This is a genomic window from Sphingomonas sp. Leaf208, from assembly GCF_001421415.1.
GTDB lineage: Bacteria > Pseudomonadota > Alphaproteobacteria > Sphingomonadales > Sphingomonadaceae > Sphingomonas.
This window is the reverse complement of sequence record NZ_LMKH01000004.1, coordinates 1-22,158: the sequence shown is the minus strand read 5'-3', so window position 1 is coordinate 22,158 and position 22,158 is coordinate 1. Positions and strand designations below refer to the sequence as shown.

The 22,158-nt window shown below is 61.6% G+C and carries 18 protein-coding genes and 2 pseudogenes; 11 read left to right on the top strand and 9 right to left on the bottom strand.

What is annotated here, in order from left to right:
• The first annotated feature begins 537 nt into the window (after window positions 1-537).
• The 5 genes from ASE69_RS04280 to ASE69_RS04260 are packed head-to-tail and all read left to right on the top strand — an operon-like array spanning window position 538 to window position 5,171.
• On the top strand, window positions 538-1,788 hold the full coding sequence (locus ASE69_RS04280; protein ID WP_056483508.1) for an MFS transporter: 1,251 nt from the start codon (window positions 538-540) through the stop codon (window positions 1,786-1,788).
• Window positions 1,785-2,912, top strand: a complete 1,128-nt coding sequence (locus tag ASE69_RS04275; protein ID WP_235518091.1) for a metallophosphoesterase family protein — start codon at window positions 1,785-1,787, stop codon at window positions 2,910-2,912. Before ASE69_RS04280 ends, ASE69_RS04275 begins: the two co-directional genes overlap by 4 nt.
• Window positions 2,909-4,159 carry an arsenic transporter gene (locus ASE69_RS04270; protein ID WP_056483502.1) on the top strand — a complete coding sequence of 417 codons (1,251 nt, stop codon included), beginning with the start codon at window positions 2,909-2,911 and terminating at the stop codon, window positions 4,157-4,159. Before ASE69_RS04275 ends, ASE69_RS04270 begins: the two co-directional genes overlap by 4 nt.
• On the top strand, window positions 4,156-4,563 hold the full coding sequence (locus ASE69_RS04265) for a hypothetical protein (RefSeq protein WP_235518089.1): 408 nt from the start codon (window positions 4,156-4,158) through the stop codon (window positions 4,561-4,563). Before ASE69_RS04270 ends, ASE69_RS04265 begins: the two co-directional genes overlap by 4 nt.
• A complete protein-coding gene (locus ASE69_RS04260; RefSeq protein ID WP_056483499.1) occupies window positions 4,560-5,171 on the top strand; it encodes a DedA family protein in 612 nt (203 codons plus the stop codon). Before ASE69_RS04265 ends, ASE69_RS04260 begins: the two co-directional genes overlap by 4 nt.
• 339 nt (window positions 5,172-5,510) lie before the next feature.
• On the opposite strand, the gene ASE69_RS04255 is transcribed toward ASE69_RS04260, so the two are convergent.
• The gene (locus ASE69_RS04255; RefSeq protein WP_056483496.1) at window positions 5,511-6,533 is read right to left on the bottom strand and encodes an IS110 family transposase; all 1,023 of its coding nucleotides are present in this window, start codon (window positions 6,531-6,533) and stop codon (window positions 5,511-5,513) included.
• A gap of 485 nt (window positions 6,534-7,018) precedes the next feature.
• Between ASE69_RS04255 and ASE69_RS04250 the strand changes: the two genes are divergently transcribed.
• On the top strand, window positions 7,019-9,658 hold the full coding sequence (locus ASE69_RS04250; protein ID WP_082452851.1) for a TonB-dependent receptor: 2,640 nt from the start codon (window positions 7,019-7,021) through the stop codon (window positions 9,656-9,658).
• Window positions 9,659-9,680: 22 nt separating this feature from the next.
• Entirely contained in the window at window positions 9,681-11,273 is a 1,593-nt protein-coding gene (locus tag ASE69_RS04245) for an alkaline phosphatase D family protein (RefSeq protein WP_056483489.1), read from the top strand.
• Window positions 11,274-11,369: 96 nt separating this feature from the next.
• Here ASE69_RS04245 and ASE69_RS22510 read toward each other — a convergent pair whose 3' ends face one another.
• Together ASE69_RS22510 and ASE69_RS22505 are read right to left on the bottom strand one after the other, a co-directional pair.
• A complete protein-coding gene (locus ASE69_RS22510) occupies window positions 11,370-11,927 on the bottom strand; it encodes a zinc-binding dehydrogenase (protein WP_200924114.1) in 558 nt (185 codons plus the stop codon).
• On the bottom strand, window positions 11,903-12,406 hold the full coding sequence (locus ASE69_RS22505; RefSeq protein WP_200924113.1) for an alcohol dehydrogenase catalytic domain-containing protein: 504 nt from the start codon (window positions 12,404-12,406) through the stop codon (window positions 11,903-11,905). Before ASE69_RS22505 ends, ASE69_RS22510 begins: the two co-directional genes overlap by 25 nt.
• Window positions 12,407-12,503: 97 nt before the next feature.
• On the opposite strand from ASE69_RS22505, the gene ASE69_RS04235 reads away from it, so the two are divergent.
• A complete protein-coding gene (locus tag ASE69_RS04235; RefSeq protein ID WP_056483486.1) occupies window positions 12,504-13,394 on the top strand; it encodes a LysR family transcriptional regulator in 891 nt (296 codons plus the stop codon).
• Window positions 13,395-13,764: 370 nt separating this feature from the next.
• Here the strand turns inward: ASE69_RS04235 and ASE69_RS04230 are convergent, their stop codons facing one another.
• From ASE69_RS04230 to ASE69_RS04210, 5 genes are all read right to left on the bottom strand, one after another.
• Entirely contained in the window at window positions 13,765-14,907 is a 1,143-nt protein-coding gene (locus ASE69_RS04230; RefSeq protein WP_082452850.1) for an alpha/beta fold hydrolase, read from the bottom strand.
• A gap of 194 nt (window positions 14,908-15,101) precedes the next feature.
• Window positions 15,102-15,491 carry a hypothetical protein gene (locus ASE69_RS04225; protein ID WP_133021346.1) on the bottom strand — a complete coding sequence of 130 codons (390 nt, stop codon included), beginning with the start codon at window positions 15,489-15,491 and terminating at the stop codon, window positions 15,102-15,104.
• A 187-nt stretch (window positions 15,492-15,678) separates the two neighbouring features.
• Window positions 15,679-16,236, bottom strand: coding sequence for a hypothetical protein (locus ASE69_RS04220; RefSeq protein WP_156362131.1), 558 nt, complete (start codon window positions 16,234-16,236; stop codon window positions 15,679-15,681).
• A gap of 77 nt (window positions 16,237-16,313) precedes the next feature.
• Window positions 16,314-16,586, bottom strand: a complete 273-nt coding sequence (locus ASE69_RS04215) for a PadR family transcriptional regulator (RefSeq protein ID WP_082452849.1) — start codon at window positions 16,584-16,586, stop codon at window positions 16,314-16,316.
• Between the two features lie 470 nt (window positions 16,587-17,056).
• Window positions 17,057-18,115 (bottom strand): alpha/beta hydrolase, encoded by a 1,059-nt coding sequence (locus ASE69_RS04210; protein WP_082452848.1) that lies wholly within the window; start codon window positions 18,113-18,115, stop codon window positions 17,057-17,059.
• A gap of 831 nt (window positions 18,116-18,946) precedes the next feature.
• Here ASE69_RS04210 and ASE69_RS04205 point away from each other — a divergent pair.
• The 3 genes and pseudogenes from ASE69_RS04205 to ASE69_RS23330 form a co-directional block, all read left to right on the top strand.
• Window positions 18,947-19,922: pseudogene (locus ASE69_RS04205) on the top strand (glycoside hydrolase family 43 protein); the annotation flags it as partial.
• A 715-nt stretch (window positions 19,923-20,637) separates the two neighbouring features.
• Window positions 20,638-21,482: pseudogene (locus tag ASE69_RS23335) on the top strand (SGNH/GDSL hydrolase family protein); the annotation flags it as partial.
• Between the two features lie 14 nt (window positions 21,483-21,496).
• A complete protein-coding gene (locus ASE69_RS23330; protein ID WP_056483465.1) occupies window positions 21,497-21,697 on the top strand; it encodes an SGNH/GDSL hydrolase family protein in 201 nt (66 codons plus the stop codon).
• A gap of 144 nt (window positions 21,698-21,841) precedes the next feature.
• Here the strand turns inward: ASE69_RS23330 and ASE69_RS22740 are convergent.
• Window positions 21,842-22,158 (bottom strand): hypothetical protein (locus tag ASE69_RS22740; protein WP_235518086.1); only part of this gene is annotated, 317 nt, incomplete at its 5' end.

Sequence of the window (22,158 nt, the reverse complement as noted above, 5' to 3'; positions counted from 1 at the left end):
GCCGCCCCCCGGGCGCTAACCTACATCCGGATGCCTAGGCGGCCTCGCCCGCTCCAAACTTCGGACATCTATTCATCTCGGCACCATGACCGCCTTGCGTGCCCCCGGCATCATGCGCACCGCGCCGGGTCCGTTCGTCGGCTGCAAACTGTCGCTTTCCTCAACAACAGATCACTTCGACACCTTGCCCATACTCGTCAGACTCGGGACATTCCTTCGGATGTCTCTCGATTTATAGCTTGCCGATCCAAAGGCACGCCAATCAACGCTTCGTGGAACGCGCCCCATAGTCAACGCACTCTACCAGACTGTGAAATCCGATTCATAGAAGCTTTAACATACTGTCATGTATGGTTATTTCTTACGAATATCGGTCCACTTCGGAACTTGTATGAGCTCCGAAACGATATTGCGCAGCTAATCCGGCATGTTTCAAGCCATTGCAAATCGAACCTGAACGGCATCGTTCAGGCTACCGCCTCTGAAGCGCTTTACTGCGCGGTTCACCTTTCTTTACGCGAAATCTGGAGACACCCGATGGCCTCTGCGGCAGCCATGCCCGAGACGAAAGACCCGGCGCAGCGCAGCGTGCCTACCGGTACGCTAGACGCGCTCAACTTCTTCTTGGCGGACGTCCGCGACGGGCTCGGGCCGTATCTCGCAATCTACCTGCTGGTCGTACGTGGGCCTTCGCATGGCTGGAACGAGGCGACGGTCGGCCTCGTGCTGACCATCGCCGGGATCGTCGGCCTGTTGTCGCAGACGCCGGCGGGCGGGTTGATCGACCGGGCGAAGAACAAGCCGCGCATCGTCATCGCCGGCGCCCTGCTGGTGACGCTGAGCAGCCTGTCACTGCCGATCGTCTCGGGCTTCACGATGGTAACGATTACCCAGTCGATCGCGGCTGCGGCGGGCGCGATCTTTGCGCCGGCCATCTCGGCGATCACGCTGGGGCTGGTCGGGCCGAAGCTGTTCGCCAAGCGGGTCGGTCGCAACGAGGCGTTCAACCACGCCGGCAATGCCGTGTCGGCAGCGCTTGCCGGCGTCCTTGCCTGGTCGTTCGGTCCGGTCGTCGTCTTCTGGCTGATGGCGGGGCTAACGGTCGCCAGCGTCATCGTCGCGGGGCGGCTGAAGAACGACGACATCGACAATGCGGTCGCGCGCGGCCTCGACTGCGAGCCGGGGGAAGGCTGCGAGGAGCCGAGCGGCTGGAAGACGTTGATCGAGAACCGTCCGCTGATGATCTTCGCGGCAGCCGCGTTCACTTTCCATCTCGCCAACGCGGCAATGCTGACCTCGGTCAGCCAGCTGCTCGGTCGCACCGTCGGCACCGACAAGGCGACGTCGCTAACTGCCGCGTGCATCGTCGCGGCGCAGCTCGTGATGGTGCCGGTCGCGATCGTCGTCGGGCGCAACACCGAACGCTGGGGCACCAAGCCGATCTTCCTGGTCGCGTTCGGCTTCCTGGCGGCGCGCGGCGCTCTCTACACCGTGTCGAACGATCCGTGGTGGCTGGTCGGCGTACAGGCGCTCGACGGGATCGGCGCGGGGATATTCGGCGCCTTGTTCCCGGTGATCGTTGCCGACCTGACCAAGGGATCCGGCCGGTTCAACGTCAGCCAAGGCGTCGTCTCGAGCGTGTTCGGCCTGGGGGCGGCATTGTCGGCGACGCTGGCCGGGTCAATCATCGTCTGGGCCGGATACAGCGCGAGCTTCCTGACACTCGCCGGGATCGCAGCAGCTGGGTTCGTGTTGTACCTCACCGCCATGCCGGAGACGCACAAGTGACCCACCCTTCCTCCATCACATGGGTGCACATCGGCGATCTGCACATGGACGAGGCGAACGACTGGCAAAGCCGCGACCGGCTCGCCGCGATCGTCGCGGAAATCAACGCGCATATCGGCGACGCCGCAGACTTCGTCTACCTGCCCGGCGACAATGCCAATCACGCGACGGCCGAACAATACCGGGTCATCGCCGATACGCTCGCTTCCCTGCGCCTGCCCTACCGGGTCATCCCCGGCGATCACGATTTCGAACTCGGCGATCTCGCGCATTACGACGCCGCTTTTGCCGAAGCGAACCGGCCCGAGGTCGAGGTCATCGCCGGGCATCGCTGCATCTTCCTCGATATCGTTTCGGCGGGTGCGGGCGGCCCCGATTTTCGACTGACGATGCACCACCGCAACCGCCTGCTGGAGGAACTCGCGCGCGCCGAGGCGGAGCGGCAGACGCCGGTCGTGTTCATGCATGCCTATCCCGGCGACCTCGCCGCGGATGGCGAGGATATTGCCCGCATCTTCGCCGACGCCCGTGTCGCCTTCGTCGATACCGGGCATACGCATTACAACGAACTGCTCAACGACGGACGGGTCGTCTACGGCGCGACGCGTTCGACCGGCGAGATCGAGGAAGGCGGCGGCAAGCCCGGTTTTTCGATCGTCACGCTCCACGGTCGCGTGCCGAGCTGGCGGTTCAAGGAAACAGGCAGCGACTGGCCGTTCGTCCAGATCGTCGCGCCTGCCGACATCCGGCTGGTAACGCGCCCCGCCGATGCCACGCAGGTCCCGCGGCCGGGCGAGGTCGAGATTGTCGCCAAGCTGTTCGGCGGCACGACACAGCCGGTGATGCTATCGGTCGACGACGGCATCGCCCAGCCGATGCTCGCCGTCTCTGGCACGACGCTTTGGTCGTTGCGCATCACGCTCGACGCCGGGCTCCACCGCGTTGCGGCCAGCGTCGACACCGACCGCGATATGGTCGAAATCCTGGTCCGCGGCGAAGCGGATATCCCGCGGCGCGGCGTGCCGATCGCACCGGGTCGCGATCTACACAGCATCGGCGCGTGGCCCGAGCACGGCATCGCCGGCACGCAGCTCGGCCCGAACAAGAATGGGAAGCACTGGTGATCCTCGCGACCGGCGCTACCTGGGGTATCTGCGCCGCCTCGACCGCTGCGGTGATCGCACGACCGTTCCGCTGGCCGGAGGCGATCTGGGCGGTGGCAGGGGCAGCGTTGCTGCTGCTGTTCGGGCTGATGCCCCTGCCTGCGGCGATCGGCGCGGTCGCCAAGGGCATGGATGTCTATCTGTTCCTGATCGGCATGATGCTGCTCAGCGAGGTCGCGCGCGCGCAAGGGTTGTTCGATTGGGTCGCGGCGACCGCGGCGATCCACGCAAAGGGATCGACCGCACGGCTGTTCGCGCTGGTCTACGTCACCGGCATCGTCACGACGACCTTCCTGTCGAACGACGCGACTGCGGTGGTGCTGACCCCGGCAGTCTATGCCGCGGCAAAGAAGGCGAAGGCTGACCCCCTGCCGCTGCTGTTCGCGTGCGCGCTGATCGCCAATGCGGCAAGCTTCGTCCTGCCGATCTCCAACCCCGCCAACCTCGTCCTCTACGGTGGCAAGATGCCGCCGCTTGGCCAATGGTTCGCCTCGTTCGCGCTGCCATCGCTGGCGTCGATCGTCGTCACGTTCGCCGTGCTACGCTGGCTCGAGCGCACGCGACTGGCAGGCAGCTGCACCAGCGCGGTCGAGCGCACCCCGCTCACCGCGGGCGGCAAGGCCGCGTTCGTCGGGATCGTCGCCACCGCAATCGTACTGCTAACCGTATCCGCGCTCGATATCGAACTCGGCCTGCCGACCGCGATCGCCGGTATCGTCACGACGCTGGCGGTCTGCACGATCGCGCGGTCGTCGCCGGTCGCGCTGCTGCGCGATATCTCGTGGAGCGTGCTGCCGCTCGTCGCTGGACTGTTCGTCCTGGTCGAGGCGCTCGACCTGACCGGCGTGATCGCGTGGGTCGCGCACGCGATCCGCACCGCGTCGGCCGATCCGGCGCAGGCGTCGGCGGTATCGGGGACGATCCTGGCGTTCGGATCGAACCTGATGAACAACCTGCCCGCAGGCCTGGTTGCCAGCACCGCGGTTGCCCAGGCCCAGCCGCCCAAGCTGGTCGTTGATGGCTTGCTGATCGGCGTCGACCTTGGCCCCAATCTGTCCATCACCGGCAGCCTAGCGACGATATTGTGGTTGCAGGCGATCCGGCGGGAGGGGCGGCATATCGGGTTCTGGCGGTTCCTCAAAGTCGGCGCGGTGGCGATGCCGCTGGCATTGATCGCTGCTTTGGGTGTCAGGATTGCCCTAGGATGACACGGGATGAAATGACGCCGGATGGGATGACGCGCGACGGGATGTGGCGGCGCCTGCTGATCGCTCTGTTCGTGGCCGCGGTGGCATTTACCGGCTACCACGCCGCGCGCACCGTCAGCGACGCGATCTACTGGAACGCTCACCGCGACGAACCGATCGAGCGCTGGATGACGATCGGGTACGTCGCGCATTCGTATCATGTGCCACCCCACGTCCTGCACCGCGCGCTGAACCTGCCCCCGGCACCCGATCGCCGTCCGCTCGGCCGCATCGCGCAGGACACTGGGCAAACAATGACGCAGATCGAAGCCAAGCTCACTTACGCGATCGTCCACGCCCGACCGCCCTACCCACCACCCGCCCCGCCATTGCAGTCTTCCTCGCCGACGAGATCGAAGTCGTGACTGAACAGCTCCTTGAACTGCTGACGACCTACGGATTGCCTGCCCTATTTGGAGCAATGGTGCTGGCGGCTGCGGGGCTTCCTTTCCCCAGTTCGTTGACGCTCATCGCAATGGGATCGTTCGTTGCGCAAGGTGAACTAAGCTTCTGGCCGGTAGTGCTCTCAGGTGCGGCCGGCGCTGTGCTTGGCGACCAAATCGGCTATGCATTTGGTCGTTTTGGGGGCCGCCCGCTTCTTACAACCGTGACCAAGCGCATCGGTGGCGCTGACAAAGTGGCCCAAGCGGAAACCTATTCACGGAAATGGGCAGGTTGGGGCATCTTTTTCAGCCGCTGGTTGATCGGCCCGCTTGGACCTTGGATAAATGTAACGAGCGGGCTTACGGAATACCCCTGGAGATGGTTCATCCTGCTCGACGTTGCCGGCGAACTGCTTTGGCTTCTCATATACGTCTCGCTCGGACGCCAATTTAGTGATCAGGTTCAGACCGTGGCCAGCTTACTCGGCAATCTCACCTGGGTCGTACTAGGTCTTCTTGTCACAGGATTTCTGGGATGGAAGCTGTTCGGGAAAAGAAAAGCAGAAGTACCTTCGGAAGGAACTGTTTGAAGACTGATTATCCCCGGTCGGTCTAAACGGCACGGCGGAAAACGTCAGACGACCCATAAGTCGCCGTTCGGGCGACGTTCCCCGCGTGTCAACCTCCGCCGTCGTCTAATAGCGGTGTTTGCAAGCGCTTTGTGTAACGGGACGATGTTTGCCGGGGCACGGTCGTCTTCGCGGTCGGCATGTGCCGCCGCATCATGGGGCTTCGCGGGTCGGTCCTTCCAATGTTCATTACGCACGCCTCGAACCAAGTTCGCGGTGCAACGGCCGAAGCGGAATGGACCAGCCTACGTCCCGGCAGGGACGCCTCGTCACGCCATCTGGCGCTGTCGAGCTCGTGGATCAGGCGGCAGCAGCCGTCCTGGTGAATAGTTCGCCGGAACGCAGCATCGCATGCATGATGACCGCGAGTTTGCGGGCGACGGCGACGGCGGCGCGCTTGAAGCCGACCTTCTCGCGAAGCTTCATGCCCCAGCTGCGCAGATCACTATCGGCGTGGCTGCGGGTCAGAATCACGACAGCTGCCTCGTACAGCAGAGAGCGAACGTGAGTGTCGCCACGTCGGGAGATGTGGCCATCATAGTCAACTTCGCCCGACTGATATCGCCTGGTGGTTAACCCGAGCCAAGCACCAACAGAGCGCGATCGGCTAAAGTTAGCGGGATCCTCCACCGCGGTCAGATAAGCCGTAGCGGTGATTGCACCAACGCCGGGGATCGACATCAGTAGCTGACACGGCTGACTTTTACGTGCCTCGGCAAGAAGCTGGCGACCCAGCTCGGTCGCCTGGATGCGAAGGCTCCGCCACGCCTCCAGTAGCGACAGGATGATCCGGGCGAGTTCAGCATGATCGGCCAGAAGCGCGCGAACGTTCGCCTCGAACTTGGCGCCTATACCGCGCGGCACGATGAGCCCGAACGTCTTCATCAACCCACGGATCTGGCCTGCTATATCGAGGGTTGCCCGAACGAGCTTCGTGCGCGCCGCGATCAGCGTACGCGAAAGCATGCTGTCGAAGCCCTTCACCCGCACCTCGCGAAAGAAGCCGACCTCAGCCAAGTGCGCCAAGCCATCCGCATCATTGGCGTCCGTCTTGTTGGCTGCCATGTCGAGTGCCGCCTTCGCGTGCCGCGCATCGATGCAAATTGCCGGTAATCCTTCCGCGCTCAGGGCGTGGTAGAACCACACTGAGAGCGGTCCCGTCTCGAACACAACTCGCTCCGCCGCAGGGGCATGCTTGCGGATCAGAGCGGCAATAGCCGCTGGGTCTGACAGGCATTTGCCACGCCACACCCGCTTACCGCCGCGTCGGATCGAAACGGCTGTCTCTTTCAACGATACGTCGAGCCCAATATACTCACACATGGCTGTTCTCCGTCCGATGTATGGGCCCGGCTGCTAGTCGTGAGCCCGCACCTTCATCTACCGGGGAACAGCCACCCTCGAAACCATTGCTGACCGAAGTAGCTGCTTCCCGCGATTACCCCATGTTCATTCATCGAGTTCCAAGGCAGCGCTTGCCTTCGGTTGAAGCGGTTGGTCGAAATGACTGCTTAGGTATCGGTGGCTTCCGAAAGTCATCCCGACCGCTGCGAAAAGGGCCGCCTTACCTAGTAGTCGCGGTGCCGAGTACCGGCCTAGCTCAGTACCAAACAGCTTTGATACGCGGCCGAACAGTTCGACTGATTAATACGGACTGTCATAAAAGGTCAGTATAACTGACTCGGTTATGTCGCGTCGATATCATAGGCGAGGCGCTCGAGGCCGCAGATTGGTCTCACAATGGGTAGGACCAGCTCTTCCATCCTCGGGAGGCCTATCTGCCCGCCCCTCTCGGAGATGCTGGCCCAATGTTATTCCTTTCGCCTGCCAGACGCGTCCGGTGGATCGCGTCCGCGGCCTGTGCGCTTCCACTGTTGTTCGTAGCTAGTGCCGCAAACGCCGAAGACCCGACCGCTGATCCCGAGCAGACCAAGTCCGAGATCATCGTCATGGGCGATCGCACGATCCGCTCGGACAAGGAGCAATCGACGTCGGTACGTGACTCGATCGTATTCGACGATCTCGAGACGCTGTCGGCCGACGGCAGCGTCGCAGGCCAGTTGATCCTACTGCCCGGTATCAGCGCGATCGAGGACGGCGATGCGCCGCGGTTCGTCAGCATCCGCGGCATCTCGCCCGATCTCAACCAGACCACCATCGACGGGATCACGCTCGCTACGATCGGCAACGACGGCGAAGGATCGCGCAAGGTCAATCTCCAGCAGATTCCGTCGGAACTTGCCTTCCACAATGACGTCTACAAGACCTTCACTGCCGAACAGGACGGCGCGGCGATCGGCGGGATCGTCGACATCGTCACGCGCAGCGCGTTCGGGCTAAAGCGCCGGTACGTTATGGTCGACGGCTATGGCATCTATTCATCGTTCAAGGGCGATGGCGGCAGCAATGCCGGCAACGGCAGCACGCCGCATTTCGGCGGTGGCGGCAAGATGGTGTTTGCCGACAAGTTCGGCGCGGGCGACCAGTTCGGCGTAGTCCTGTCGGCGCGCTACGAGAACCGTATCCGCAACTCGCGTAAATGGTGGCAGGACACCAAATATTACTTCAGCGACGCCGGCAAGAAGCTGGCCGGCCCCGACGATCCCGCGTGGAACGGCATCGCCGTGCCGTACAACCACAGCTATGGCAGCTACACCAACCGCCTTCAAACTGCGGGCAGTTCGGCGAAGTTCGAATGGCGTCCGCTTGGCACCGACATCTATGCGTCGCTGCTGGGGTTCAATTACCGTCAGTGGGAATCCTCGACGATGAACAAGAACGATTACTACACCAAGAACAGCGTCAGCGACCTGACCGCGGAGGGCGGCGGATCGGACATCAACAGCCTCTATTCACGCTATCGCTACGATACCTGGAACAAGGCGACGGTCGGCGCGATCGGCAATGTCGAATGGCATGACGACCGCTCGTCGTTGCGCGTTCGCGGTGGCTATACGCGCGCCCGGTACGACAATACGCAGCCCTATATCGGCGTCCGCGCCTATCCGACGGGGCTTTCGCTGGACTGGGCGGCGGGCAATGACGGCACCGGCGGGCTGCCCTATGTCACCGGGATCAACAAGCCCGGCCTTGTGCTCGGATCTCCCTACAAGCTCAGCACAGCGCAGACGACCTACCGCATGGCCAACGAGGGGCTAGCCAATGCGCGCGTCGACTATGGCTGGAATGCCGAGCCGGAGGATCGCGGCTTCGGGTTTGTCACCGGTATCGAGTTCCGAAACCTGGAACTGGCGCGCAACGTCGACATGACCGAATACAAGCTCGGTCAGGCGATGAACGCCTATCTCTATGATCCCGGCTACGTCCCGGTCGGCGCGCCCCAATCGTTCCCGTGGGTCGACTGGGCCCGCGTGAAGAAGGAGTTGTGGCCCAAGTTCGTCAAGGACGTCCCCAATTCCACCTATGACAGCATTACCGGCGACTATCGCTACACCGAGCGGCTGGTAACGCCGTTTCTGTCGCTACATTACGCCACTGACGACACGACGTTGGTTGCGGGCGTCCGCTACGACCACACGCGCTTTTCCGCGTTCCAGCCCACGATCACCGGCGGCACCGCATCGTCGGTCATGACGCGGAACAAAGGCGGGTACCAGTACCTGCTGCCGTCGTTCACCGGCATCCAGGACTTCGCCGGCGGAAAGAAGCTTCGTTTCTCGTACAGCCGCACGCTCGGCCGTCCGACGCCCGGCAACATCGCGCAGCCGGAATCGCTTAATTGCGGCGACGAGGACTCGGGCGGGGCGGATTGCTCGATCAGCCGCGGCAACCCCGATCTGCGCCCGCGTCGGTCGGACAATCTCGATGTCCAGCTCGAGCAGTATTTTCACAAGGACGGCATCATCTCGCTCGGCGCGTTCGCCAAGTGGATCAAGGACGACATCTTCACGCTGACCACGACGCAGCTGATCGACGACGTCAACTACCGGGTTCGCCAGCCGCTCAACGCGGACAATTCGCGCCTCTACGGTATCGAGTTCCAGGCGGCCGATCACGATGTGAACCTGTTCGGCCAGCGGATCGATCCGTTCTTCAACGCGACCTGGCTGAAGGGGCGGATGTCGATCACCAGCGATGCCGGATCGCGTACGCTCGACCGGCTAATCTACCAGCCGAAATGGATCATCAACGGCGGCGCGACGCTTCGCCTGCCCGCGATCGACGGCGCGTTCCGCACTACCGTCACGCACCGCGGCAGTTACATGGAGGGCATAGGCGAGACCGCGCAGGACGACAACGGCCGCGCGGAGCTGACCACCGTCAACCTCGGCCTGTGGCACCGCGTGACGAAACACGTGACGTTCAAATACGAGATCACCAACCTGCTGAACGACCAGCCGAAATTCCTGGTCGGCAACGGCCTTCGCTACGTCAGCGAAGTCGACGACTATGGCCAGGGTGCCTTTTTCCACATCATGCTGCGCTAATACGCCGAACGGAGTTACGACCATGTACGAAGTCGATCGCCGCTATCTTCTGTCCGCCCTGGGGAGCCTGATCGCCGCTGGTGTCCTGCCTTGGCGGGCCTCCGCCGCCGAGGTGCGGCCCCGCAACCTGATCGAGGCCCCGCGCTTCCCCACCCCGCCGTTCACGTTGGGCGTCGCGGCCGGCGATCCGGACGCGACCGGCTTCGTCATCTGGACCCGGCTTGCCCCGCTGCCGCTTCAACCGGATGGCGGGATGATGATGGCTCCGGTGCTGGTCGCATGGGAGGTCGCCGCCGATCCCGACTTCCGTCAGGTGCTTCAGCGCGGCGAGGCGATCGCACACCCTGAGCTGGCGCATTCGGTCCATGTCGAGGTCGCCGGACTCGCCCCCGCGCGGCCCTATTGGTACCGCTTCACCTGCGGCGGCGAGCGTAGCGGCACCGGCCGCGGGGCGACCCTGCCCCCGCCAGGCGCACCGCTCGATCGCGTGCGCTTTGCCGTCGCCGGGTGCCAGCATTACGAGGAGGGCTATTACACCGCATGGCGTCACATCGCCGCCGAACCGATCGACTTCGTGTTCCATTACGGCGACTATATCTACGAGGGGCCGGACCGCGGCGAACAGGCGCGCGGCGCGAAGAAGCCGCTGGTGCGTCGCCACCTCGGCCACGAAATCTATTCGATCGGCGATTACCGCCAGCGCTACGCGCAGTATAAGAGTGATCCCGATCTCCAGGCCGCGCACGCCGCCGCACCGTGGTTCGTCAGCTTCGACGATCACGAGGTCGACAACAACTGGGCCGGCGACACCGATCAGGACAACACCGCGCCGGAGGTGTTCCGGACGCGGCGTGCGATGGCGATGCAGGCGTATTACGAGCATATGCCGCTACGCCGCTCGTCGATGCCCGACGGATCGCACATGCAAATGTACCGCGGCGCACGCTTCGGCGATCTGATGGACGCGTTCTTCCTCGATACGCGGCAGTATCGTTCCGACCAGGTCTACGGCGACCGTGATGCGCCGCAAGGACCGGACGCCTTCGCCACCGACCGATCTATCACCGGCGCCCCGCAGGAAGCATGGCTGTTCAAGGGGCTGGATCGCTCGAAGGCACGCTGGAACCTGATCGCGCAGCAGGTCTGCCTGATGAACCTTGGCTATCACAAGGTGGGCCAGACCGAGCAGCTGGTCTCGATGGACCAATGGTCGGGCTACATGAACAGCCGCCGTCGCCTGCTTGCGCACATCGACGCGCATTGCCCCGGCAACGTCATGACCGTCAGCGGTGACGCGCACCGCCATTACGCTGGCGACCTGATCCAGGATCACGGCAACGGCAAGATCATCAGCAGCGAATACCTCGCGACCTCGATTAGCTCGGGGGCGGACGGAGTAGGCGAGAACGACGTCTACACTCGTTCGTCCCGCGCCGAAAATGCGAACCTGAAGGCCCTGACTGACCGGCGTGGCTATGTCTTATGCGACGTCGGTCGCGATCTATGGCGCGGCGACCTGAAAGTCCTGAACACGATCGCGACGCGGAACGGGACGCTCTCGACGCACGCCAGCTTCGTTACCGAGCGCGGCAAGCCGGGCTTGCATCACGCCTGACCGGTGCGCGAGACTACTTAGCGAAATCTGCTCGCATGTTTGAATGGGCCAGATCCAGCCGTTCACGCGCTGATTCAACACCCCAACTTTAGGCACTCATGCATGTTCGTGGTGAGGAAATGTTGTGTTATCGATTACGATCTTGCCGAACGGGCCGGTGTCGAAGCGGTCGAGCGCATCTGGTAGCTCGGCAATCATAAAGCGGCTGTCAATTACCGGGGTCATGTTGGTCCGTTCTACCGCGCGCACCATGTCCTCAAACGCACGGCGATGACCGGTGCCAATGCCGTGGATCGTCACGTCCTTCATCATGAGCGGCATAACGGGCGAGGAGATGTCAAAACCATCGAGCGCGCCGATCTGATAGATGCGTCCGCCGACAGCGGCGGCCTGTACCGACTGGCCGAGAAAAGTCCCGCCGACGGTCTCTAAAATGTGATCCGCACCTCGGTCGTCAGTCAACGCATATAGAGCTTCGAGCCAATCCGCTTGGCGTCGATCCATTGCATGGTCGGCTCCCAGCGCCAGGACACGATCGATCTTCTCCGAGCTACAAGAGACGAGCACTTTCGCCCCATGCAACTTCGCGAACTGGAGCCCGAAAAGCGCCACTCCGCCAGTCCCCCGGATCAATACGGTGTCGCCGGCGCGCACTCCGCCGCGCTCGACCAGTGCGAACCAGGCGGTGAGCGCAGCGTACTTGCTTGGGCGTCGTCCAACGCCGCTGGTGCCGTGACCAGCCAGTCTTCAGGCAGTACAACATACTCTGCCAGTACGCCGGCGAAATAGCCGCCGAGGGTGCGATAGGCTGGGGTGCGGGCCGTGCCTGCGCGGGCACCATCGATCCACTCGGGCGTGAAGCAGGAGATCACGCGATCGCCAACCGCGAACCGTTCGGCATCGTCGCCCATCGCCACGATGCGGCCAGCTAGATCCGAGCCCGGCGTGAATGGAAAGTCGAGCGTAAGCCCGCGCCCGCTATCGATAACCATCTTGTCGCGGTGGTTGAGGGAAACCGCGCCGACCTTGACGAGCACCTCGTGCCGCCCAGGTGTCGGAATGGGCCGCTCCCGCAAGGTCAGGCGATCACGACCGATCCCGTCCATCTCCCAGCGCTGCATCATGTCCGTCATTGTCGATCCTCTTCGTGCCTCGAGAGGATATCGGTCATCTCCGATAAGAGTATAATGCGCTAGGATCGGCACGGGCCGGTGAGCAGGATTCATCAGTATGCGTGGCGCAGAGTTTGCTGAACTGATGGCCTTCATGGCCATCGCGGATGAGCGAAGTTTTCGAGGTGCTGCCCTGAGGCTGAACATTTCGCCCTCAGCGCTGAGTCACAACATGCGATCGCTCGAGCAGCGTCTGGGCGCCCGTCTCCTCCACCGTACGACCCGCAGTGTCGCGCCAACCGAGGCGGGGCAAGCCTTGTTGGAGCGTCTAAAACCGTCGGTCGCCGAGGTCGAAGATGCGGTGCGTGATGTCGGCGCTTTTCAGCAGCATCCACGCGGACTCGTGCGGATCAACATGCCGCGAATTGCGGCACAATTGATCGTCATGCCAAAACTGGCGGCCTTTCGCGCCGCCTATCCCGACATCCGGCTCGATCTCGTGATCGACGATAGCATCATTGATGTGATTGGGAGAGGCTTCGATTTCGGGATCCGGTCGGGCTCGATCGTTCAGCAGGACATGATCTCGGTGCCCCTCACCCCGGACCTCCGCATGGCTGTCGTGGCGTCGCCGGTCTATTTTGCTGAGCGGCCGCCACCGCAGTCGCCCACCGAGCTAAACGGTCACGCCTGCCTAACGTACCGTTGGTACGAAACCGGTGCCCTGCATCCTTGGCACTTCGATGGCCCCAAGGGGCCAGTGGACGTGATTGTCGACAGCGTCATGACCGCAAACGATACCGACCTCCTGCTCGACGGCGCCTTGCGGGGTTGCGGCATCGCACTTTTAGTCGAAAGCAGGGTCGAGAAGCATATTGCAGACGGATCGCTTCAACGCGTGTTGATGAACTGGTGCAAGCCTTTCCCGGGCTTCCAACTTTACTACCCCAGCAGACGCCACCTACCTGCCGCCATGCGGACCTTCATTGAGTGGATAAAGCTGCGGTGATGATGGACAGCGAGACCGCGCCCGGTAACAAAAGCGGGCTCTTAGTCGCCGATCATCAATTGTCGCGCAACGTCTCAACTACGGCAGAGACCCACCTCCGGACGCTCAAGCCCATTCCCTCGTTTCCCAACTTCGGACGTTGGTTCATATTTAAGAACGATCGATTTCGAAGCCCAGTTATCCGCTCGCGAATGTCGTAATGGGAGAGAAGTGCGGAATGCCTGCTTCTGCAGTTGGAACAGGCGCAGGGCCGATGATCGTGCATGTGGAGCGGACGGCGACTTAGCGCCGTCAAACGCCGGTTAGAGTTTAAGAACCGACGCCAGAAGTAGCAGCGGATTAATTAGTCGTCGAGCGGCGAAAATGTACGTTACCGCACTTGTCCCATCCCCCTGCCAATTTTCGACGACAGCGTGTTTCGAAGCCAGTCGCCAACGATTGCCACAAGGCGAGGCGATCCGAGGTACGGGCCCAACTTCGACGCCTCATCCGACGTGCCAGTGACTGCGCCTTCCTGGAACGAGTGGCCGAGCCCGTCCAGCATCACAACTCGAGCGTGAGGGTTGCTCGCCAAGGCGGCACGTGCTGCGGATGCGTCATCCACCACCGTATCCTTGGTCCCGTAGACCGCTAGAACGGGTATGTGCAGGGCCTTGAGATCGGAGGCCGAGCGTAATTTGCTTCCTTTCCAGGCATCTGGAACGTCGATCATCGCGAGCGCTTGTTCCGCCTGTGGTCGTGGGAATCCCGCTGCCTCGAACCGGTCGACAGCGTTTGCACTAAGGCGTGAGATCGTTGCCGCATCTCTGCTGTCCACGCGAGCCTGGAGCAAAGTCATAGTCGCATCCGCCGCCGGACCGACGAGGGTGTCACGGCCGCCAACAACCATCTTCATCATCTGCCTGTAAAGCCCCTTCCTGACGTAAGGCAGCCCGTCGCCAACATTGCCCGCCAGCGTCACCACGGCGGCAATGTCGGGATCGGCAGCCGCTGCCGCAGGCGCGATTACACCGCCCCCGCTATGGCCGACCAACGCAATGCGGCTGCCGGCGATATCCGAGCGATGGCGCATCGTCGCAATAGCGGCGGCAGCGTCCGCGGTTAGCCGCTCGGGATCCTCCTCATAGGTGCCGGTCGACTGCCCGACCCCGCGCTTGTCATATTCTAGAGCAGCGATGCCGTCGGCGGACAGTTGTTTGATTAGCTCGGCAAAGCCACCACGTTTATTGGGTCCACTCCCCTGAATCATCACGGCCAAGGGATAAGGACCCTTACCGTGGCCTGCCGGCAGGTAAAGCGTTCCCGCAAGAGTAACACCCGGCTCGGATGAAATGCGAACCTCGGTGGCGATCGGCCCGGGTACGGCCATGCCAGCACGGTTCGGCGACGGTTTGCCGACCTTTGCCTGTGATTGCGCCTCTACGCGGCCGGCGATGCCTGTCGCGAGAAGCGGGAGAAGGGCCGTTAATAGCCGTATGGGGGGCCCCCGGAACGTATTGGTCATGGCTTTCATTATTGCTCCATCTCCTCACCGTGCAGCACGGCAGGTATGCTGTGCCAAAATCTTCCCACCGTTCGCTGCCGAACAACCGCTCGTGGCATTCTGCAGCCTCCCCCCCCCCCGCTATAAAAACATATATAGATTTAGTGGCAAGGCGAAGCTGGCGCGGGCCAATTCATTCGAACTGATTTACAGATCCTTCGAGATTATTTGCGAAGGTGTGGCGTCAGCCTTTTAAAGACGTAGGGCGTCAAACCCTCATGAAGCGTAAGCTTTGTCGCTGAAGGTAGCCTGTCGAGCCGTAGCTTCCGCACCGAGCGCGTTCCGTCCACGTCGAGCCCTTGATCGGATACGACGCCAACATCAAAGCGCGGCAAGATGTACGGCCCATCTGCATCTCTACCGACAATGTAGGATATGGTTTGCTGATCGTTGAGCAGCATCTCGCCGTCGGTAAGCTTTATCGTGCCGCAGAAGTCATTTGCGAACAGGCCGTTCGCGCTGGCATCAACGACAGGCTTACGGAGGAAGACAAATAAAGCGATGAGTAAGACAGTGCCGGCTGCAACGCCGCCTATACTAATCCCACGTCGCATCGTCGCTCCCTTTCGCACGTCGGACGCTGTTCCTCTCAGCGCGTACACGGCTTCTGCGTTTCATCGACCCTCAGGGTCGAACCTCGCCACCCTCGCGTTAGCCACAGAACAACATATGTAGATTTAAGGGTCAAGTAGGTCCGCGAAGGTCCAGCCAGTCGCATGGATCGTAAAGGCTGCCTACAAGCTACCGAGTAGGCCAATCGCGCGAAGCACCTGCAAGAACTCGAATGTGCCACCGCGACATGGATACCACCGCCACAAACTCGATCGCCAGCTCCGCGACTTGCGCCCTCAATGACGACAAATCGAGCATCAAGACGCCCATGAACAGCGAGAGCGTGATCATTGCCGCCGCTATCAGCGTGCCGCACTTCACGATGCGCGGCCAGTCCCCCTCCACGAGCATCCACGCAAGGCAAAGGTGCGCCATGCCAAGCAGAAGCCACGTGATCAGCAAGACCGGGATGGCGCTGTTCTGGGACCAGATCAAATACAGGTTCGGCCCGTCGCTGGCGCTTGGGTCGCCGAAAGGCGGACCTTCCGCCGAGGACAGGAAGCCGACCGCCTGCTGGAACTGCAGAGCTGCCATCGGGATGAGTACTCCCAAGGCGAGCGCGTAGGTCGCAACAATCAGTCGCCCTTCGCTGTGCTTCCCGATTTCGCGCCATGCTGCGAACAGGCAACCGAGAGCGAACAGGAATGGACGCCGATCGTCGACCGCGGCTTCGAACTCCGCTTCCATGGCCATCGCCCACGTTCGGCGATCCGAGCCGAGAGACCGACTGGCCAATGACAGCAAAGCCCGCGACACTGCTAATGTCATGCGAAGGAGCCCTTGGTGAAGGTGACCGGACCGGCAGGTGTCGCCGTCCGCGCAAATGCCACGCCGGCATTCGTTAAACGGTACGCATGGCGAGCAGGACGGCCAGGGTGTTCCGGCTCCCGCCACTCGGCCTCGACGAGCCCCTGGTCGGTCATGCGGATCAGTAGCGGGTACAGCGTTCCAGACAGAAGCCCTGTTTCTTTCATTAGATCGTAGCCGTGGCGCCACAGTTGCGTGTGCGCCGACAGCGCCTCCAACAAGAGCAGCATTTGCTTCGATGGTCGACGATTACGGCCCATGTTCCTACTCAACCTAAGTAGAGTTATCTGTCAATCGCCCAGTAGGTAGTATCGACCCGTATCCACCTTTTCGACTTTGGTAAGTGCCTCTTAGCAGTCAGCCAGGGGATCTGTGGACCGTATGTCACGCAGCGCCCAGCTTCGCGAGATGCGGTAATGACGTGAATCGACCAATTTGACCCGTTTAAATGGCTGAACTGGTCGCGGTCGGCCATCAAAAAGCGAAATGAACAAGTGGCCGAAGTTTGGACACCGAAGTGCCCAATGAATAATCGATCGGGCGTTTTGTCCGATCCGACTATCTCGCGAGGGATGGTCGATCGAGGATGCGGACCCGTCCTCGAAACCTAGGGCTGGTGATAACAGTTGATAGCGTTCAAATCTCGGACTCGCTGGGCCTTCCTGTCGGAGACATTGCCGACGAGGCGCATGGTGCGCGGTCATTTTACCGCGGGGAGCAGATGTCGAGGAAGCCACCCATCGATTAGGCTTAAGGTGGCAGGATCGGAAATGGGCCATCCTTGGTAGTCCTTCTTGCCTTCTGTCGTGGACACCAAGGGTTTGAAACCATGTTCGACGTCAGGCATCTCGACGATTTTAGCATCGCCGTTTTTGATCAGCGCACGTCGCGCTTCCGGTATGCTGAGTGCACTGGAAACGACCGTGTCATCAGCCGCGTAAATCGCGAGTACCGGCGCACGAACTCGCGAAAGGACATCTGAGGCGGCAACGGTGTACAGCGATGTCGTCGCAGGCTCCGACAAGGTCTTCACCGCGCCTTCGGCCAAAGTTTGCTTCCATCCGCCAGCAACGAACGCCCGGACCACCCCCGCACGATCAGCCGCGATCATTTCCTGCGACCCTCCGTTTGTCAGCGCGTCGAGATATCTTCCGGTCGCGCGGATGACGCGTTCGGTTGCTTTGACCTCCATCCCGGCCGCGGTCATTTTGACGCGCATGGCGTCAAGGAACATCACACCTCGTTGCCCAGCCGGAGCTGCGAGCATGACGATAGCAGCGACGGCTGGATCGTCGGCCGCCAAAGCGGGGGCAATGACCCCTCCCTGGCTCAAACCCAAGATGGCAATGCGGTTCGTATTGATGATGTCGTGCCGGGATTTGAGATAGGCGAGAGCTGCACGCGCATCACGCGTCATTGGCTCCATCGCATCAATGAAAGTGCCGGTGGATTTTCCAACGCCACGTTTATCGAAGCTAAGCGTAGCAATGCCCTTCGCGTGGAACTTCGCCTCCAACAGCGGATAGATACCGTGTGGCGATGCACCACCCCCACCCAGTAACAATACCGCAGGAGCAGGCGCCTTGGCGGCGGGAGGAATAAACAGCTCACCGGCCAGAACAACGCCAAGTTCGGATTTGATCCAAACCGACTGTGAAGCGCTTGTCGATGCGGGGGCATGGCCTGCCCGGACGGGCCCCACCAGTAGAACACATAGCGCGGACGCTGCAAATGCTAGCGGACGTCTTTTGGCGATCATCACAAGTCCCTCCCATTCGATTGGATAGAAGAAGTGGTTTCTCGAATACCGTACGGGATAGATGCGCCGAATGCGGTCGTCGCAGAACTGCGTCAGCGCATCCTAGTTGCTCACGACAGTTCCACAAACCATACAATTGGGAACGTCCGGAATGTAAAGGTAAGCAGTGCTACTGCTTTCAGTGGTCATGCCGGGTGGAGCAGGTCTGCGTGGACCACCTACTTGCGAGATCCACGGAAGATCAGCCAATTTCCAGCAACCAAGATGGAAAATCCGAACGCTAGGCTAAGCATCATCCCTTGACTTTTAGCTGCGTGACAAGGGTTGCCCGGTACAGGGCCGATTACATCTTCGGCACAGTCGCCGATGACGCTGAAGCCCACAAGCACTAGAGTGACAGCCGAGGCAATAACGGTCCATGCTTCTGCGGCTAAAGTTCGCACTATGCTAGCTCGCCACCAGCCGAACAGCGCTACAGGCACGCATGGCGCAAGCCAGACTAGTAAGACCCAAATTTCACTTCGCATCAGTGCTACTCGCTAAGGATCATGACAAAATTCTTAGGCCGCATAGTGAGGAAGCTGAACGAACAACGGATCTCAGGCAAGCGCTCAGCCAAGAGGATCGCACAATGAGGGCGCACGTTCTTCAGGCCAACGGCTTTCGGACAGCCCCACACTCCGACATTCACGGCGTCATCGCCGCTTCCACAAACCGAACGCGTGTTCAGGTTAGGGGACCGGCTTGATATCCGGCAAGTAATCGTTCGTGTCGACACGGGGGCATTGACGACGCCGGTCGCCGAAGTACGCTTACGACAAAGATAGGGAGATGATGGTGAAACATTGGCTCGGCATGATAGCGCTAACGCTTGGTCCCGCGTTGGCTGCAATCCCGGCCGTGGCGACCGACGCCCCCGGCTCCAATCCGATCATCCGCGATACCTTCATCGCCGATCCGGCACCCCTCGTTGTGGGCAACACGCTTTACCTTTACGTCGATCACGACGAGGCCAAGGACGGCGAGATGTTCAATATGAGCGAGTGGCTGGTCTACTCGACGACGGACATGAAGCATTGGAGGCCTCATCCTTCGATCCTGAAGATCAGTGACCTTAAATGGGCAAAAAAGGACGCGTGGGCACCGCAGGCCATCGCCAAGAACGGGAAATTCTATCTGTACGTACCCGCCGAGCATGACGATACCCACCCTGGCAAAGCCATTGGTGTTGCGGTGTCGGACACGCCGACCGGCCCCTTCAAGGACGCGCGCGGCTCGGCGCTGATCACGAACGAGATGACGCCCAAGGGCCAGCATAGCTGGGAAGACATCGATCCCACCGTGCTGACCGACACCGACGGCACGACCTGGATCGCGTGGGGCAACCGCGAATGCTATATCGCAAAACTTAAGCCGAACATGATCGAGCTCGACGGACCGATCCGGGAGATTACCCCGCCCTTCTACGTAGAAGGCCCGTGGCTGCACCGACGCGGTAAYCTCTACTACCTCACCTATGCCTCCATGGACCCAGCGGCAAAGCTGGGGGCCAAACCCGGGGACGAACACGTGTCCTACGCAACGGCGCCGGCAATCRCCGGCCCGTGGACGTTCCGTGGCGAGCTGACCGGACCGGCGAAGARCAGCTTCACCATCCATCCCGGTATCGCCGASTTCAAAGGCAGCTGGTATCTGTTCCTGCACAATGCTGCGCTGACGATCGGCGCTCAGAAGGGCGCGCTTGGACGTCGCGCAGTTACCGTAGAACGTCTCTATTATAATCCGGATGGCACGATGAAACCGGTCGNTGCGCTGACGATCGGCGCTCAGAAGGGCGCGCTTGGACGTCGCGCAGTTACCGTAGAACGTCTCTATTATAATCCGGATGGCACGATGAAACCGGTCGTTCAGACCGAAGCCGGGGTGTCTGGCCCGCAGCTCAAGCGTAAGCGGTGAAGTGTCGCGGAGTTTACTGGCTGCACGCTGCCGATCCTGCGTTAATTAAGCGAATGGGGTAGTCTAAGATGACGCGATCTGGTTTGACCTTGCTTTGTGCCATGGCTGCGATGTCGGTCCCGGCCGCAGGCGCGCCACCGCGCCCTACGTCTGCTCGGGCCGCCTCGGATCGCACGTGGGTTGCAGCGTGGGGGTATGTCGTCTCGCCACCACCGCCCGGTCAGCAGCCGGCCCCTTTCACGCCTCCCNCTGCTCGGGCCGCCTCGGATCGCACGTGGGTTGCAGCGTGGGGGTATGTCGTCTCGCCACCACCGCCCGGTCAGCAGCCGGCCCCTTTCACGCCTCCCGCMGGAACGGTCGTSCCACTTGGKCCTGCTTCGGCACCGGCCAGCCCGCCCACCCCGCCCCGGCTGCTTGAGAACCCGGGCSAGGTGCCGGTCGACACCGGCACTGGCGATCTCGTCAACGCGACCATCCGGCAGGTGGTCCGCGTCTCCGTCGCAGGAAGCGCAGTTCGGCTGCGGTTGTCGAACGAAGGCGGCGTGGACGTGCTTGCGATTGGAGCGATGCACGTMGGCCTTGCGGGGCCGGACGGATCGGTTCTGCCCGRCACCGATCACATCGTCACCTTCGCCGGTCTGCCTGGCACCAACATCCCGGCAGGAGCGCCGTTGCTGAGTGATCCCATCATGCTCCCTGTGAAGGCGCTCGATAGGCTGGCAATATCGCTGTACGCGCCGGGTCGGCTGCCGGTTCGTAACGTGCGAGCGCTGTGGCAGTATGTCGCCGGCCCGAGCGGCGACAGCGGCGCGATGCCGGTCTTGTCTAAGGTCCGCTTGGTGAACGCACCGGTCATCCTCACGCAAGTCGAGGTCGCACCTACTCAGCCGACGAGTGTAGTCGTTGCACTCGGTGACTCGATCACTGAAGGCTATGGCTCAACCAACAATGCCTTCCGCGGCTGGACCGATCGACTAGCCGAGCGATTGGCGGCGCGGCCGGGCCGACAACGCTGGGCGGTGTTGAATGCGGGGATCGGCGGCAATCGCCTGCTCGGCTATGGTGCAGGTCCTAATGCACTCGCGCGGTTCGACCGCGACGTGCTGAGCGTGCCTGGCGTGAAGGCCGTCATCTTGCTCGAGGGAATCAACGATATTGGACGCAGCTTCAGCCCCCGCGGAGCAAGCGATCCTGTAACGGCGGACGCCCTGATCGCGGCGGACAAACAGATCATCGAGCGGGCGCATGAGCAGGGTATCCGCGTAATTGGCGCTACGCTCACYCCGTACAAGAACGCTGGTTAYGCCAGCGAACAAGGCGAGGCGGTGCGACAGGCGCTTAACAATTGGATCCGAAGTTCAGGGGCCTTCGATGGCGTAATCGATTTTGCGTCGTCGGTCGCTGACAAGACNACAAGGCGAGGCGGTGCGACAGGCGCTTAACAATTGGATCCGAAGTTCAGGGGCCTTCGATGGCGTAATCGATTTTGCGTCGTCGGTCGCTGACAAGACCGATCCCCTAGCCATCGCCTCTGCGTTCAACGACGGTGACAAGCTGCACCCCAACGACGCTGGCTACAAAGCGATGGCAGATGCGGCTGACCTGCAAGTTATTACCGGTATGTGATCGGCTAGCTCGTGTCCCGTACGCCCATATCGAATGGTGCGTAGTTCAGCGCTTTGTCCCCCTCGAGCATCGGACAAGACGTCGGCCGCTACCATTCACAATCGCAGATCACCTGACCCAGTTTCGGCCATTAGCGACCACTTTTCATGTTTCCAACTTCGGCCATTCGTTCATCTCGTTCGTACGGCCGCACTCAGTACGCTGAACAATCTTTTTGGCGGATTCGGGCGAGAAAACGGGGAGTCCGATCAGGGAACGTCGCAACGCGCAACCAGACCTCAAATCAAGGCGGCGTGGTCTGTTCCGTATCATCAAGAAGATGGCATGCGCTTTCTGGTTCGCGCCGAAATTTAGCGTGCCAACGGTAAGCGTGGCCGGCAGACCGCAGATTATGCGGCTTGCGCCACTGGCTCTACGGTTTGTGCAGCCCAGTTCCAGGGCATGAGTTCGTCCCATCGCGC

What these genes read in the sequence shown, in the direction of transcription:
- ASE69_RS04230 (WP_082452850.1), bottom strand. Translation starts at nt 14,907, where the DNA reads ATGAAAGCCATGACCAATACGTTCCGGGGGCCCCCCATACGGCTATTA.
- ASE69_RS04215 (WP_082452849.1), bottom strand. Translation starts at nt 16,586, where the DNA reads ATGCTGCTCTTGTTGGAGGCGCTGTCGGCGCACACGCAACTGTGGCGC.
- ASE69_RS04210 (WP_082452848.1), bottom strand. Translation starts at nt 18,115, where the DNA reads ATGATCGCCAAAAGACGTCCGCTAGCATTTGCAGCGTCCGCGCTATGT.
- ASE69_RS04280 (WP_056483508.1), top strand. Translation starts at nt 538, where the DNA reads ATGGCCTCTGCGGCAGCCATGCCCGAGACGAAAGACCCGGCGCAGCGC.
- ASE69_RS04220 (WP_156362131.1), bottom strand. Translation starts at nt 16,236, where the DNA reads ATGGAAGCGGAGTTCGAAGCCGCGGTCGACGATCGGCGTCCATTCCTG.
- ASE69_RS22505 (WP_200924113.1), bottom strand. Translation starts at nt 12,406, where the DNA reads ATGACGGACATGATGCAGCGCTGGGAGATGGACGGGATCGGTCGTGAT.
- ASE69_RS04255 (WP_056483496.1), bottom strand. Translation starts at nt 6,533, where the DNA reads ATGTGTGAGTATATTGGGCTCGACGTATCGTTGAAAGAGACAGCCGTT.
- ASE69_RS04225 (WP_133021346.1), bottom strand. Translation starts at nt 15,491, where the DNA reads ATGCGACGTGGGATTAGTATAGGCGGCGTTGCAGCCGGCACTGTCTTA.
- ASE69_RS04235 (WP_056483486.1), top strand. Translation starts at nt 12,504, where the DNA reads ATGCGTGGCGCAGAGTTTGCTGAACTGATGGCCTTCATGGCCATCGCG.
- ASE69_RS04265 (WP_235518089.1), top strand. Translation starts at nt 4,156, where the DNA reads ATGACACGGGATGAAATGACGCCGGATGGGATGACGCGCGACGGGATG.
- ASE69_RS04245 (WP_056483489.1), top strand. Translation starts at nt 9,681, where the DNA reads ATGTACGAAGTCGATCGCCGCTATCTTCTGTCCGCCCTGGGGAGCCTG.
- ASE69_RS04250 (WP_082452851.1), top strand. Translation starts at nt 7,019, where the DNA reads ATGTTATTCCTTTCGCCTGCCAGACGCGTCCGGTGGATCGCGTCCGCG.